General features: G+C 44.8%; 16 protein-coding genes. 6 read left to right on the forward strand and 10 right to left on the reverse strand.

Annotated elements, in window-relative coordinates; genetic code table 11:
* Positions 1–215: 215 nt before the first annotated feature.
* The 3 genes from QJ036_RS12190 (at position 216) to QJ036_RS12200 (ending at position 2,998) form a co-directional block, all read left to right on the forward strand.
* On the forward strand, positions 216–695 hold the full coding sequence (locus QJ036_RS12190; RefSeq protein ID WP_283231682.1) for a DUF6431 domain-containing protein: 480 nt from the start codon (positions 216–218) through the stop codon (positions 693–695).
* Positions 696–768: 73 nt separating this feature from the next.
* Entirely contained in the window at positions 769–2,187 is a 1,419-nt protein-coding gene (locus QJ036_RS12195; protein WP_283231644.1) for a Mu transposase C-terminal domain-containing protein, read from the forward strand.
* Entirely contained in the window at positions 2,174–2,998 is an 825-nt protein-coding gene (locus QJ036_RS12200) for an ExeA family protein (protein WP_330578382.1), read from the forward strand. The genes QJ036_RS12195 and QJ036_RS12200 overlap by 14 nt, the downstream gene beginning before the upstream one ends.
* Positions 2,999–3,095: 97 nt before the next feature.
* Here the strand turns inward: QJ036_RS12200 and QJ036_RS12205 are convergent, their stop codons facing one another.
* A complete protein-coding gene (locus QJ036_RS12205) occupies positions 3,096–4,013 on the reverse strand; it encodes a hypothetical protein (protein ID WP_283231645.1) in 918 nt (305 codons plus the stop codon).
* A gap of 199 nt (positions 4,014–4,212) precedes the next feature.
* Here QJ036_RS12205 and QJ036_RS12210 point away from each other — a divergent pair, with 199 nt between their 5' ends.
* Both QJ036_RS12210 and QJ036_RS12215 read left to right on the forward strand, forming a co-directional pair.
* Positions 4,213–4,944 carry a tRNA lysidine(34) synthetase gene (locus QJ036_RS12210; protein ID WP_283231646.1) on the forward strand — a complete coding sequence of 244 codons (732 nt, stop codon included), beginning with the start codon at positions 4,213–4,215 and terminating at the stop codon, positions 4,942–4,944.
* Positions 4,945–5,004: 60 nt separating this feature from the next.
* Positions 5,005–6,060, forward strand: coding sequence for a tyrosine-type recombinase/integrase (locus QJ036_RS12215; RefSeq protein WP_283231647.1), 1,056 nt, complete (start codon positions 5,005–5,007; stop codon positions 6,058–6,060).
* A 287-nt stretch (positions 6,061–6,347) separates the two neighbouring features.
* Here QJ036_RS12215 and QJ036_RS12220 read toward each other — a convergent pair whose 3' ends face one another.
* On the reverse strand, positions 6,348–6,671 hold the full coding sequence (locus QJ036_RS12220; RefSeq protein WP_283231648.1) for a LysM peptidoglycan-binding domain-containing protein: 324 nt from the start codon (positions 6,669–6,671) through the stop codon (positions 6,348–6,350).
* 222 nt (positions 6,672–6,893) lie between these two features.
* On the opposite strand from QJ036_RS12220, the gene lexA reads away from it, so the two are divergent.
* The gene (gene lexA / locus QJ036_RS12225) at positions 6,894–7,508 is read left to right on the forward strand and encodes a transcriptional repressor LexA (RefSeq protein ID WP_283231649.1); all 615 of its coding nucleotides are present in this window, start codon (positions 6,894–6,896) and stop codon (positions 7,506–7,508) included.
* Positions 7,509–7,606: 98 nt separating this feature from the next.
* Here lexA and rsfS read toward each other — a convergent pair whose 3' ends face one another.
* The 8 genes from rsfS to QJ036_RS12265 form a co-directional block, all read right to left on the reverse strand.
* On the reverse strand, positions 7,607–7,963 hold the full coding sequence (rsfS, locus tag QJ036_RS12230; protein ID WP_283231650.1) for a ribosome silencing factor: 357 nt from the start codon (positions 7,961–7,963) through the stop codon (positions 7,607–7,609).
* A 17-nt stretch (positions 7,964–7,980) separates the two neighbouring features.
* Positions 7,981–9,276, reverse strand: a complete 1,296-nt coding sequence (gene nadD / locus QJ036_RS12235) for a nicotinate-nucleotide adenylyltransferase (protein WP_283231651.1) — start codon at positions 9,274–9,276, stop codon at positions 7,981–7,983.
* Between the two features lie 54 nt (positions 9,277–9,330).
* Positions 9,331–9,621, reverse strand: a complete 291-nt coding sequence (gene yhbY / locus QJ036_RS12240; RefSeq protein ID WP_283231652.1) for a ribosome assembly RNA-binding protein YhbY — start codon at positions 9,619–9,621, stop codon at positions 9,331–9,333.
* Positions 9,622–9,667: 46 nt separating this feature from the next.
* The gene (obgE, locus tag QJ036_RS12245) at positions 9,668–10,954 is read right to left on the reverse strand and encodes a GTPase ObgE (protein WP_283231653.1); all 1,287 of its coding nucleotides are present in this window, start codon (positions 10,952–10,954) and stop codon (positions 9,668–9,670) included.
* Between the two features lie 133 nt (positions 10,955–11,087).
* A complete protein-coding gene (gene rpmA, locus QJ036_RS12250; protein WP_283231654.1) occupies positions 11,088–11,378 on the reverse strand; it encodes a 50S ribosomal protein L27 in 291 nt (96 codons plus the stop codon).
* Positions 11,379–11,382: 4 nt separating this feature from the next.
* Positions 11,383–11,721, reverse strand: coding sequence for a ribosomal-processing cysteine protease Prp (locus tag QJ036_RS12255; RefSeq protein ID WP_283231655.1), 339 nt, complete (start codon positions 11,719–11,721; stop codon positions 11,383–11,385).
* A gap of 19 nt (positions 11,722–11,740) precedes the next feature.
* The gene (gene rplU / locus QJ036_RS12260; RefSeq protein ID WP_283231656.1) at positions 11,741–12,049 is read right to left on the reverse strand and encodes a 50S ribosomal protein L21; all 309 of its coding nucleotides are present in this window, start codon (positions 12,047–12,049) and stop codon (positions 11,741–11,743) included.
* Positions 12,050–12,221: 172 nt separating this feature from the next.
* Positions 12,222–12,593, reverse strand: a complete 372-nt coding sequence (locus QJ036_RS12265; protein WP_283231657.1) for a lipocalin family protein — start codon at positions 12,591–12,593, stop codon at positions 12,222–12,224.
* Positions 12,594–12,610 lie beyond the last annotated feature (17 nt).

Consider the following 12,610-nt stretch of genomic DNA (forward strand, 5'->3'; position numbering starts at 1 on the left):
TGTTATTGACCTCTTAAAATAGCGTAATAATGATTAGCTTGCGTGTCTCTGGATTGTTCTGTATACTGTCATCAGTTTACAGAAAGAAAAAAGTCTCAGAGCACCTTCCCTGGAAAGTCGTGTACTCTGAGACCTGGTCGCTAAAACCATGGTTATTATATCAGACTATACGTTAACCCTCAAGGGGAATTCAGGTGTTTTTTGTTGAGAGCAGTGTGACCAGCCATATATGTCCCAGATGTCAGGGGATTCTTGCCTACCGGGATTCACGCGTACGTATCCGAAGGAAAGAAGGCGGACGTAAGGAGCGTCTGATGATACGACGTTTCAGATGTAAAAACTGCCATTCCTATCATAATGAACTTCCGGATTGCCTCTCCCCGTATAAGCATTATGAAACTGAGGTTATATCAGGAGTTCTTGATGGAGTTGTCACTCCTGAAGATGCTGATTCCGAGGACTATCCGTCCATGCAGACCATGCAGCGCTGGCTCCTGTGGTTGCAGGTCAATCTGACCAACATAGAAGGCTACCTTAGAAGTGCCGGCTACAGTATCTTCAGACTTGGGGAAGGAGTCCTCTTCTCCAAAGGTTCACTGCTCGAAGCTATACGAAAAAAATATCAAAGCTGGCTGGAGATCATTCTCCGCCTGATCTATAACAGCGGGGGATTCCTGGTGCCGATCCCCTGGTAGCACTGTGCACCTACTTTGGTTCGTCTGTCACCGGCTGCTTCTGTATAGTGGTCTCAAAGGAGGTCGCTATACTATGAATACAAGCAAAAATCTTATGAAACAACAGTGGCAGGAACAGGAAGCACTCAAACGCTTTCAGCTTATATCTCCCCTTCTCAGGGAAGATATGGATGACGCAAAACGTCTGCAGCTGCGCAGGCAGATTGCACAGGAGAATAACATCTCCGTCCGCTCTCTTTATCGTTACGAGAAAGCATATGCAGAAAGCCAGTTCTCTGGACTCAAACCGGCAGACCGGCAAAAACACAGATCCCAGAGACTTCCGGACAATTTCGATTTTCTTCTGGAACAGGCAATCCAGCTCAGGAAAGAGGTCCCGGAACGGTCTGTTGCACAGATCATCTTCATTCTGGAAGCAGAAGGCTTTGTAGCACCGGGGGTATTAAAACGCCCAACCCTGGAAAGACATCTTTATAAAGCAGGGTTTGGCCGTGAACATATGCAGATGTACAGAGAAGCCCGTGAGAGTTCATCGAAACGCTTCTGCAAACCACACCGCATGATGCTGATCCAGGGAGATATCAAGTATGGTCCCAAACTTCCTATTGGAAAAAACGGTGCCAAAGTACAGACCTATCTGTCCTCGGCTATTGATGACCATTCCAGACGGCTGCTATTCTCCCGGTTCTATGATAATCAGGAAGAAGCGATCATCGAGGATACCTTTCACCAGGCGATCCTGCGTCACGGAACTTTTGATGCCTGTTACTTTGATAACGGATCACAGTATATCGCAAAGCAAATCCGTTTTTCCCTTTCCAAACTCGGCATCCGTGTCATTCATGCAAAGCCGAGAAGCGGAAAAAGCAAAGGCAAGATCGAAAAGTTCCACCAGGTCGTGGATGATTTTATCCGCGAATCGAAGCTGAAGGGTATCAAAAGCCTGGATGAATTAAACCGTCTCTGGGAGATCTTCGCAGACGAGTATTATCACAAGAAATCTCATGAAGGGATCAGTGAGTACTATGAAAGCCTTGGAGCTGCGGTCCCGGAAGAAGGGATCACACCTCTTCAGGAATGGAACCGCGACAGCCGCCCGCTCACTTTCCTGGATGTTTCAGTCGTAGCGGAAGCTTTCCTTCATCACGAAGAACGCAAAGTTGACAAAGGCGGATGTATCAGTTTCCGCGGAATAAAATACGAGACAAAACCATCACTGATTGGGCATAAAGTTGAAATTTCTTATGACCCTGCCGCGCCTGAAACGATCACGGTTTCTTATCCAGGCTATGAACGTTTTACAGCACAGCCTATAAAAATCAGCTCATACTGTGACAAACGTCCCGTATTACCGGCATCCATGCAGGAACAGAAACCGAGCACATCCCGTTTTCTTGATGCTTTAGAAAACCGCCATGCACAGACACAGCGTCAGATGGCTGACGCGATTTCATTTGCATCCTATCGGAAGGAGGCGAATGACAATGTATGAGGCATTCTTCGGTATGGAACACACACCCTTTGTCCGTGATGTTCCGCCTGAAAAGCTGTATGAATCATCTGCTTTTCGCGAGACATTAGGGCGTTTATCCTATGTGGCAGACCGCCAGATGTTTGCGGTTGTAACCGCTGATTCCGGATGTGGGAAATCAACGCTGATCCGCCGGTTTTACTCAGAGCTTCCTAAAGAGGATTACATCGTTCTTTATCTTTCAGACTCAAAGCTGACTCCAAGATGGTTTTATAAGGGGCTGCTGGATCAGCTCGGTCTGGAATCAAGGTTTTATCGGGGAGATTCCAAACGCCAGCTACAGCAGGAAATTGAAATCATCCGTGGAGTACAGCACAAGAAAGTTGTCTGTATCCTTGATGAAGCTCATCTATTGGAAAAAGAAACGCTGGAAGAATTCCGATTTCTTTTGAATTACAAATTTGATTCTGTCAGTCCCATGGCAGTAGTCCTTGTCGGGCAGACAGAACTTTGGGAAAACAAACTGAAGTTACAGCGTTACGCTGCTATTCGCCAGAGAATCGATATGTATTGTACGCTTCCACATCTGGACAGATCGGAAACAGAACAGTACATCGGAAGTCATATGGCGTATTCTGGATGTTCTCAGGAGGTTTTTACTGAAAAAGCAGTGGATGAGATCCACAAGGCATCTGCCGGAATTCCCCGTATGATCAACCGGATCTGCGAAAAGGCACTGATGTATGCCTTCCAACAGCAGAGACGTCTGGTCGATGACTATATGATCAAGTTTGTAGTAGAGCATGAAATGCTCACGGTCACAACTAAGTAAAAGTCAGCCGCCCGTTTTCGGGCGGCGAATCCACCATTATCTATGACAGGCAGTTAAGCAATCTGATGACAATTCGTGTGAGCAGTCTGGTGACAGCTCATGAAATCATTAACACTAGGCCATTCCACCATAAGACAACAGCAGAGGAAATAAAAGATATACCAGACACATAATCACTTGTATCCGGATTCGTATAAGAATCCATTTTATTATTAAAATCATTATGAGCCTGAGCTTCTTCAGATTCATAAGATGCAAGACCAGATTCGAGAGAATTATTAGCATTATTACCAGCAGTGTTATCATAACCATTAATAACTTCTTCGTGCTGCTCTGAATCCTGCATTGATAAAGGATCATACATACCCCAATGAGCTTTAGCCTCACCAGATGTTAAAGCAAAATAATCATTCGTAAAATACATTCGATAAGCAGGTGACATTAATTGACTTGTGGAAGTATAAGAAACTTCACCAGATATAACAACACGGAAAGGCAAGATTAAACCTTGAGCAATACCCGCATTGTCAACCATATATTTATCATTAAGAATTATATAACCAGTATAACCACTATTAGTAACTTGAAAAGGTCGAATTTCAACATTATCAGAACCATCATAAAAAATATTAACACTAGTTATAGCACCAGCATTTTCCCATGTACCATTATCATACTTTTTTAAAGACGGAGTAAATAACCAACGAAAATTAAAAGTTCCTGAATAAGTAGCACCACCATAAAAACCAGCAACAACAGCAGTAATTGGAAATTCAGCAGAAAAAGTCAAAGTACCACCAGTATATTCAGTATTAGATCCTACGATCTGATAAAATATATTCTGATTAGATGAAACAATAGATCCACCAGAAGTAGAGGAAGAATATAATGCAACGGCAGTATTATCATAAGTAACACTGAAATCAACAAGATCATCAGGTACAGCAAAAACATAAACACAATTAACAAAAAAGAGGTAGGTAATAGAAAAAAGAATAATTATAACTCTTTTCATAACCCACCTCCAATTTATTCGTTAAAGTTGAGTTTAGCGAATAAATAGAGATGATCAGGAATACTATTCCAAACCATTCATACCTCCACGTTATATCGGCCGTTCTGCATTTTCCGGTGTTGCGGTGAAATCACTCCTGTGATAAAATAAGTAACGTCAAAGAAAATAATACTCATAACAATCAGAGGAATGAACTTCTATGAATCTGCAAAAGCTGTTAAGCTACACAAGGCGCGCTGTCGATGATTACGGGATGATTGAATCGGGTGATAAAATTGCTGTGGGGATTTCCGGCGGAAAAGACAGCCTTGCATTATTATATGCTTTGAATGGACTAAAGCGTTTCTATCCGAATCCTTTCACCATTGAGGCCATTACTGTATCGGTATTCAAGGAAATGGACCTCACTCCGATTAAAGCCCTCTGTGAGGAGCTGAACGTGCCCTACACGGTGATTTCTACCGAAATCGGTGAAATTGTATTCAAAGAACGAAAAGAAGAAAATCCCTGCTCACTCTGTGCTAAAATGCGGAAAGGCGCTTTCAACGAACAGGCCAAGGCACTAGGCTGCAATAAGGTGGCATATGCCCATCATAAGGATGATATTGTGGAGACCATGCTGATGTCTCTGATCTATGAGGGGAGATTTCACTCTTTTTCTCCTTACACCTATCTGGACCGCATGGATCTAACCGTCATCCGTCCCCTTATGTATGTGCCTGAGGCGGACATCATCGGTTTTAAAAACCAGTATCATCTTCCGGTCTGCAAAAATCCCTGCCCGGCAGACGGACATACCAGACGGGAATATGTAAAAAATGTCGTCAGAACTCTCACCACGGAAAATCCGGGAGCCAAAGAACGGATGTTTACAGCCATTGTCAACGGAAAGATTCCCGGTTGGCCGGAAAAAACTCCTGGAAACAGATAAGCCTTTTTGAACAGCTGCGGACTGTTTGCCGGCTTTTTAAGGAAATGAGGCATATTTATCATGGAACAAAAGCCATATTTTGAACAGGTGGATATTCAGAACACAAAAAAGCTTCGGGAAATGCTTACTGCTCTTCCGCCCTTTTGTGTGACATTTTTCCGCGGAATCGAACAAACGACCTCCTCCAGGACAAGGATCGCCTATGCCTATGATCTGAAGGTGTTTTTTGAGTTCCTGTTGAAAGAAAACCCTGCTTTAAAAGGAAAAGAGATGCGGGACATCACCCTTTCCGATCTGGATATGGTGAAAGCGTTCGATCTGGAAGAGTATATGGAATATTTAAAATATTATTCCAGTGATGAGAATACCGAACATATCAACAAAGAGCGGGGAATCACACGAAAGCTCTCTTCCCTGAAAACCTTTTACAATTATTTTTATAAAAAAGAACTGCTGAAAAACAACCCTGCTGCCCTGATCTCACTTCCCAAGCTTCATTCCAAGGATATTATCAGGTTGGATATCGATGAGGTGGCAAGCCTTCTCGACAATGTGGAAAATGGCGAAGGATTGACAGAACGCCAGAAAGCCTTTCATGAAAAGACGAAAATCCGAGATGTGGCAATTCTCACACTTCTGTTGGGAACCGGGATTCGTGTTTCGGAATGTGTAGGACTTGACCTGAATGATGTGGATTTTAAAAATGACGGGATTCGTATCCACAGAAAAGGCGGAAAGGAAGTCGTCGTCTATTTCGGCGAGGAGGTCCGCGATGCGCTGTTGGACTACCTGGAGGAAAGGAAACGCATCATACCCGTAAGCGGCCATGAACAGGCCTTTTTCCTCTCTCTCCAATCAAGACGGATCAGTGTGAAAAGCGTGGAAAATCTGGTAAAAAAATATGCGAAGCTGGTGACTCCTCTAAAAAAGATCACACCACATAAGCTTCGCAGCACATACGGCACGAATTTATACCGGGAGACCGGCGATATTTATCTGGTGGCCGATGTCCTGGGACACTCCGACGTCAACACCACCAGAAAGCATTACGCCGCCCTAGAGGATGAGCGGCGCCGAAGCGCCAGAAACGCAGTACGGCTGAGGGAGAAGCCATGAGGCTTCTCCCCTTTTATGTTTCAGTATTCAATATAATCGAGAAGCTCCTCCTTATCCCGTACCAAGATAATCCGTGCGTCAGGCCTCAGCATTTGCAGCAGTGATTTCATCTGATTTTCTTCAATTGCCACACATCCCAGAGTATAGGATGCTTTTCCATGGCAATGCAGGAAATATGTTTATCGTTCAATATGTCAATTCAGTTTATTGCTTAAAAAGCAGAATATAGAAAATCACAGAGCCAAAAACAGCAGCGAAAGTCCTCTTCCACTGCTGCTCGTGTCTTCTCATTTGTACTGATCAGAATAATATATGACAGTCAGATAATTCCCTGCATGGATTTCATCACTGTTCAGATGATTGATCTGTTTCAGTTCCTTCACATAGGCATTCATCTGATCAGAATCATGGCAATACTCCCCGGCAATCTTCCAAAGAGTGTCTCCTTTGTTGATTTGGATAGAAGTATAATACTTATAAAGAGGAGCTGCATCCTTGTCATTTTTGGCACTGACAATAGCTCCGAAAAAAATCATGGAAAATAAAAATATAACACCGAGAAAAATCAGGCATTTTATTTTGATACGGGAAGCTTTTGCTCTTTTCTGCATACGGATCCATCCTCCGATCTGTTTCCTATTGTTCTGTTAAATAAGGAACCCCCAAACCTTTGTTTGCAAACATTTGTTCTTGACTGTTCTCATCTTACTACAGGAACAAATGTTTGTCAATACTTTCTCCGTAAATTTTCAAACAAATGTTTGGATTTTTCGCTTGCATATTAATCGAACATATGTTACTATTAACTTAGAAAAGCTGAAGGAGGACGTCCCATGCCCGGTAAGATAACTGCAAAGCAGACAGAGATTTTAGAATTTATTAAAGAGGAGATATTAAAAAAAGGATATCCTCCTACGGTACGTGAGATTTGTGAAAAGGTTCATTTAAAATCCACCTCTTCCGTTCACTCCCATCTGGAAACCCTTGAGAAAAACGGTTATATCCGCCGTGATCCGACGAAGCCCAGAGCTATAGAGATAGTAGATGATGTATTTGGTCTTACAAGACGTGAGATGGTCCAGATTCCTGTGATCGGTACAGTGGCCGCCGGACAGCCCATCCTGGCCACAGAAAATATTGAGAACTATTTTCCGTTCCCTGCAGAGATGCTTCCCAATAAGGAAACCTATATGCTCCATGTAAAAGGTGACAGTATGGTCAATATCGGCATTCTTGACGGTGATCAGGTTCTCTGTACAGTTGCCTCCACTGCTTCCAATGGAGAGATCGTTGTCGCTCTGGTTGATGATTCTGCTACCGTGAAACGTTTTTATAAAGAAAATGGACATTATCGTCTGCAGCCGGAAAATGATACGATGGAACCAATTATTGTGGATAATGTCAACATTCTCGGAAAGGTGATCGGCCTTTTCCGAATGATGAAATAACTGTTTTTGGAATCCGAAACAGACTAAGAAACGCCCGAAGATCTTATGAACCGTTCGGGCGTTCTCTTGTTTTTACACAATGATAAAAGAGCCGGGGCTTATGCCTCCAGCTCTTTCCTGTCCACAAACTTTCCGTCACGCCAAATGCGCTCCAGATCATAAAAGCGCCGATCCTCCTTGGAAAACACATGAACGACCACATCCCTGTAATCGAGCAGGATCCAGCGGGCAGCCTGATAACCTTCCCGCTGAGTGTAGTGATAACCGGCTTTTGCCATCTCTGCCTCCACATTGTCCACCATAGCCTGCACCTGGTTGCTGTTTTCACCGTTAGCAATGATAAAATAATCAGCCAGGCAGGAAACGCCGGAAATGTCGATGACCGTTACATCCTGTCCTTTTTTATCCTCCAGAGCCCGGCAGGCAATCGCTGCCATTTCCTTTGATTTTTCCATAAGCTCACTCCTTCTGTTTATATAGCCTGTTCCCATTTGCTGCTGTCATTCAGCTTCTGATAATAAATACATGCTTCCATTGTTGTCTCATCGATGTTAGCCGGCATTTCCTTCAAATAGGCGAGAGTGTCTTTCATGATCTCGCACACGGTCCTGTCCAGATCCACAAAGGCCAGCTGCCGTATTTTATCCAGATTCGGTGCTTTAAACCTTCTGGGTTCAATATAATCTGCCACGTAAATGATTTTCTCTATGAGAGTCATGGCCGGCCGGCCTGTCGTATGATAGCGGATGGCATTCAGAATACCGGAATCCTCCACATCATATTTCTGCTCTGCCAGATAAGCCCCCAGCTTTGCGTGAAGAAGAGAAGGATTTCTCTTTTCCGCCTCCGAAACGGGAAGCTTGTATTTCAGACATTTTTTCATCAAAGTCTCATTATCATATTGTTTTGCACAGTCATGAAGAAGTCCGGCAAGCTCTGCATCCTCTGCATTGCAGCCATAACGCATAGCTAGACATGCAGCCGTATACGCGACTCCCAGCGTATGTTCAAAACGTCCCATACCAAGCTTGTGGCGAAGCTTCTCTTTGATGACCAGACGATCCGGCTTCATAGTCCTTCCTCCCTCTTCTTTTTCCCCGGTATTGAATCCTGCTGTATTTTCAATTGTGTTTTCCGTTTCCTGAAGCCTGTTCTGCACATAGAGTTCATTTGCTTCGATATACTGATATACGGCATCCGGAACGTAATATTGGATAGGCAGGCCTTCTTTGCACCGTTTTCTTATGTCACTGGAGGAAACAGCGATATCCGGCATATCGATCAGATGAATTTGACCGCCAAAGCGCTCCCTGAGATAAGCGATCTGATGATCCAGCTTTTCCTCCGGAACATCCATGCGGTTTCCAGCCAGAATAATGGCCGTTTTAAAAATTTCCTCCGGTTTATACCAGGTGTCTACAGCAAACAGAGAATCTGCTCCCATAATAAAATAAAACTCGGTGTCCGGATATTCTTCATGGAGTTCTTTCAGTGTATCACTGGTATAGGTGATACCATCTCTCCGAATTTCCAGATCAGAATATACAAACTTATTGTTTCCCCGGATGGCAGCCAGCACCATTGCTTCCCGGTGATATGCTGCCGATACCATACGGTTATCCTTATGAGGCGGCTGAGATGAGGGCATAAAAAGAATCTTTTCAAGGCCAAACTGAACACAGGCCTGTTCTGCCAGAATCAAATGCGCGATGTGAATGGGGTCAAAGGTTCCGCCCATGATGCCGATCTTATTCTGAACTTTATCCATTTTCTCCGCCTCCCTCCTTTTCTTTTATGCAGCCTTCTGTTTTCGGGTCAGCCTTTATTTCGGAAGTTCAATTTTCTTCTTGGTTCTGGACTCCCGGTATAAAACAATTTTCTTTCCAATTACCTGAACCACCTGGGATCTGGTACGCTCTGCCAGAGCCTCCGCGATCATCCTGGTATCATCCAGGCAATTTTTCAGTACATTGATTTTTATTAATTCTCTGGCTTCCAAAGCCTCATTGACCGCTTCGGTAATCTCCGGTGTCAGGCTGGATTTTCCAATCTGCAAAATGGGCTCCATCGTCATAGCCAGACTTTTCAGATATGCACGCTGTCTGCTTTTCATGATTCCTCCGACCTTCCCTTTTGTTTGTTTTGAAACAAAGGACATGTTATTTATAATAATCAAACTCCAGGCCATACATTTTTACCGTATCACCTTCTTCGATTCCAGCCTTTTCCAGATCCTCCAGGATCCCGCTGGTTTTGAGGAAGTTCTGGAAAAATTCAAAGCCCTTTTCCGAATCAATATTCGTGTATCCCAGCATTTTTTCAATGCGGGGACCTTCCACACTGTATAAGCCATCCTCGATCTTTTCAACGGTGTAGGGAAGTGTGGTGTTTACGATCAGATCCGCAGGATCGAATTCCCGTTCAAATATGACAGGGGCATCGTCCATATCCTTCAACAGGCTGTAGACATGATAAAGAAGCTCCTTTACCCCCTGTCCGCTGACAGCGGAAATGGCGAACACCTTAATACCGTCCTTTTCAAAGGCATCCCGGATCCTCCCCACCGGATCGTCTCCATCCGCGTAAATCGCATCAATTTTATTGGCAGCAATGACCTGGGGTCTCTTTAACAGCTCCGGATTATATTTTTCAAGCTCTGTATTGATGGCCTTTATATCCTCTACCGGGTCACGTCCCTCTGTCGATGCGGCATCCACCATATGAATCAGGACCTTGGTGCGTTCAATATGCTTGAGAAAAGCATGACCAAGCCCGATTCCTTCGGACGCACCCTCGATCAGTCCGGGGATATCAGCCATAACAAAGCTGGCATGTCCGTCCAGATCTACAACGCCCAGATTTGGATTGATCGTAGTGAAATGATAATTGGCAATCTTTGGCCTTGCATTGCTGACTCTGGAAAGCAGTGTGGATTTCCCCACATTTGGAAATCCCACGAGTCCCACATCCGCAATGACCTTCAGCTCCAGAAGAACCCAGAGCTCCTGTCCGTCCTGGCCCGGCTGGGCATATTTGGGGACCTGCATGGTAGCTGTGGCATAGTGCATATTTCCGTTTCCGCCGCGGCCGCCCTTTAAGATAATCTCCCTGGTATGCTCTCCGGACATATCAGCGATCACTTTTCCTGTTTCAAAATCCTTGATCACGGTTCCTTCCGGCACCCTGATGATTAAATCCTGCCCGTCTTTTCCGTGGCAGCGCCGTTTACCGCCCTCTTCACCGTTTGTTGCCGCATACTTTCTCACATGACGGAAGTCAGTCAGAGTATTGAGACCCTTATCGACCTCAAAAATAATGTCTCCGCCCCGTCCGCCGTCGCCGCCGTCCGGACCGCCGTTGGGGACATACAGTTCCCGGCGGAAGCTCACATGGCCGTCGCCGCCCTTGCCGGATTTAATAAATATTTTCGCGCTGTCTGCAAACATCGCCTTTTCCTTTCTGTCAGAAGAAGCCAAACTACTTGTCCTGTTTGCAGTTTGTACCGCAGCAGGAGGTTTTATGAGTTATTCGGTGGTAAAAAAGCCGACGCATGGAGCGCCGGCTTCTATGAAACATGGCTTATTCGTTTACTACCTTAGGGTATACAGAAACCTGCTTCTTGTCTCTGCCCTTTCTCTCGAAACGTACCACACCATCCACCAGAGCAAATAATGTGTCATCGCCGCCACGGCCTACGTTTACTCCGGGATGGATTTTTGTACCGCGCTGTCTGTAAAGAATGTTGCCAGCCAGCACAAACTGTCCGTCCGCTCTCTTGGCGCCAAGTCTCTTGGCCTCAGAATCTCTGCCGTTCTTGGTGGAACCTACACCCTTTTTGTGAGCGAATAACTGAAGATTCATCTTCAACATGGTCTTACACCTCCTCAGTCACAATTCGAATAAATTGATTTTTTTTCCTGCCTGTTTGACAGCTGTCTCTGACACTCTCCAAACCGAGTATCAAAGAATTCAGCAGCAATTTCGATTCTGCACTGACTGTTCCGTCCAGGGAACAATCAAGATAACCGTCGTCTACGGAATAAGAAATCGCATCCTCCGTAAAAGCTTCAATGGAATTGATGGTATTCTGTGCCAGCGCCGATACGGCTGCACACACGATATCCTCTCCCGCCTCTCCATAGCCTGCATGGCCGGAGATACGAAAGCCACGGTGTTCTCCGTCAGAATCCACAAATACTTTTACCGTAATCATCGTTTTTCATGAAAACCAATTAAGCATTGATCTTTTCAATCTTTAACTGGGTATAAGCCTGTCTGTGACCGTTTTTCTTGTGATATCCGGTCTTTCTCTTATACTTGTAAACGATAACCTTCTTGCCTCTGCCTTCGTTCATAACGGTAGCAGAAACGCTTGCACCTGCCACGGTAGGGCATCCAACGGTCAGCTCATCGCCGCCTACAGCCAGAACCTGGTCAAAGGTATAAGTCTCACCAGCTTCTACACCAAGCTTCTCAACCTTGATGATATCGCCTTCAGCAACTTTGTACTGCTTTCCACCTGTTGCAATAATCGCGTACATACGGCACCTCCTGTTTATCATTACTCGCCAACTACGGTGTCTGCCATAAGCAGAGCTTTTCTACCTCATTGTGCGGCATACTATATAAATATAACAGGAATTTTCAGGGTTGTCAACATTTTTTTACATCCTGAAAATTCCTGTTATATTAGATGTCTTATTGAAAAATAAATTATTTCTCAAAGGTCATAACAGCGCCGTTCAGATCCAGAACGATTTTTCCGTCCTTGTATTCTGCGACAGCATCATCGCCTTCAATGGTCAGGGTAACCTTGGGCTCCTCATACTTCCAGGTGCCCTCTCCCTGCTCCCCCATCAGATCAACAGTGAGCTTGCCGTCAGACTTGAGCTCCATCTCATTTTTCATGTCACTTAAACCGGCCAAAGACAGCCATTCATCAATCTTGATGGTGCTTCCTTCCATTTCAATGGTGGTTGCGTTCCAGGTTCCCACTACAGGAGCAGCCTTGGATCCTCCGCAGCCTGCCAGCATAAGAACTGTCATGGCAAAGACCAACATCAATGCCGCAATGCGCTTTTTCATATCCCGTCCTCCGATTC

It is taken from the genome of Fusibacillus kribbianus (genome assembly GCF_030053595.1).
GTDB classification, from domain to species: domain Bacteria; phylum Bacillota; class Clostridia; order Lachnospirales; family Lachnospiraceae; genus Lientehia; species Lientehia kribbiana.

What these genes read in the sequence shown, in the direction of transcription:
- QJ036_RS12195 (WP_283231644.1), top strand. Translation starts at nt 769, where the DNA reads ATGAATACAAGCAAAAATCTTATGAAACAACAGTGGCAGGAACAGGAA.
- QJ036_RS12200 (WP_330578382.1), top strand. Translation starts at nt 2,174, where the DNA reads ATGACAATGTATGAGGCATTCTTCGGTATGGAACACACACCCTTTGTC.
- QJ036_RS12205 (WP_283231645.1), bottom strand. Translation starts at nt 4,013, where the DNA reads ATGAAAAGAGTTATAATTATTCTTTTTTCTATTACCTACCTCTTTTTT.
- QJ036_RS12210 (WP_283231646.1), top strand. Translation starts at nt 4,213, where the DNA reads ATGAATCTGCAAAAGCTGTTAAGCTACACAAGGCGCGCTGTCGATGAT.
- QJ036_RS12215 (WP_283231647.1), top strand. Translation starts at nt 5,005, where the DNA reads ATGGAACAAAAGCCATATTTTGAACAGGTGGATATTCAGAACACAAAA.
- QJ036_RS12220 (WP_283231648.1), bottom strand. Translation starts at nt 6,671, where the DNA reads ATGCAGAAAAGAGCAAAAGCTTCCCGTATCAAAATAAAATGCCTGATT.
- lexA (WP_283231649.1), top strand. Translation starts at nt 6,894, where the DNA reads ATGCCCGGTAAGATAACTGCAAAGCAGACAGAGATTTTAGAATTTATT.
- rsfS (WP_283231650.1), bottom strand. Translation starts at nt 7,963, where the DNA reads ATGGAAAAATCAAAGGAAATGGCAGCGATTGCCTGCCGGGCTCTGGAG.
- nadD (WP_283231651.1), bottom strand. Translation starts at nt 9,276, where the DNA reads ATGGATAAAGTTCAGAATAAGATCGGCATCATGGGCGGAACCTTTGAC.
- yhbY (WP_283231652.1), bottom strand. Translation starts at nt 9,621, where the DNA reads ATGAAAAGCAGACAGCGTGCATATCTGAAAAGTCTGGCTATGACGATG.
- obgE (WP_283231653.1), bottom strand. Translation starts at nt 10,954, where the DNA reads ATGTTTGCAGACAGCGCGAAAATATTTATTAAATCCGGCAAGGGCGGC.
- rpmA (WP_283231654.1), bottom strand. Translation starts at nt 11,378, where the DNA reads ATGTTGAAGATGAATCTTCAGTTATTCGCTCACAAAAAGGGTGTAGGT.
- QJ036_RS12255 (WP_283231655.1), bottom strand. Translation starts at nt 11,721, where the DNA reads ATGATTACGGTAAAAGTATTTGTGGATTCTGACGGAGAACACCGTGGC.
- rplU (WP_283231656.1), bottom strand. Translation starts at nt 12,049, where the DNA reads ATGTACGCGATTATTGCAACAGGTGGAAAGCAGTACAAAGTTGCTGAA.
- QJ036_RS12265 (WP_283231657.1), bottom strand. Translation starts at nt 12,593, where the DNA reads ATGAAAAAGCGCATTGCGGCATTGATGTTGGTCTTTGCCATGACAGTT.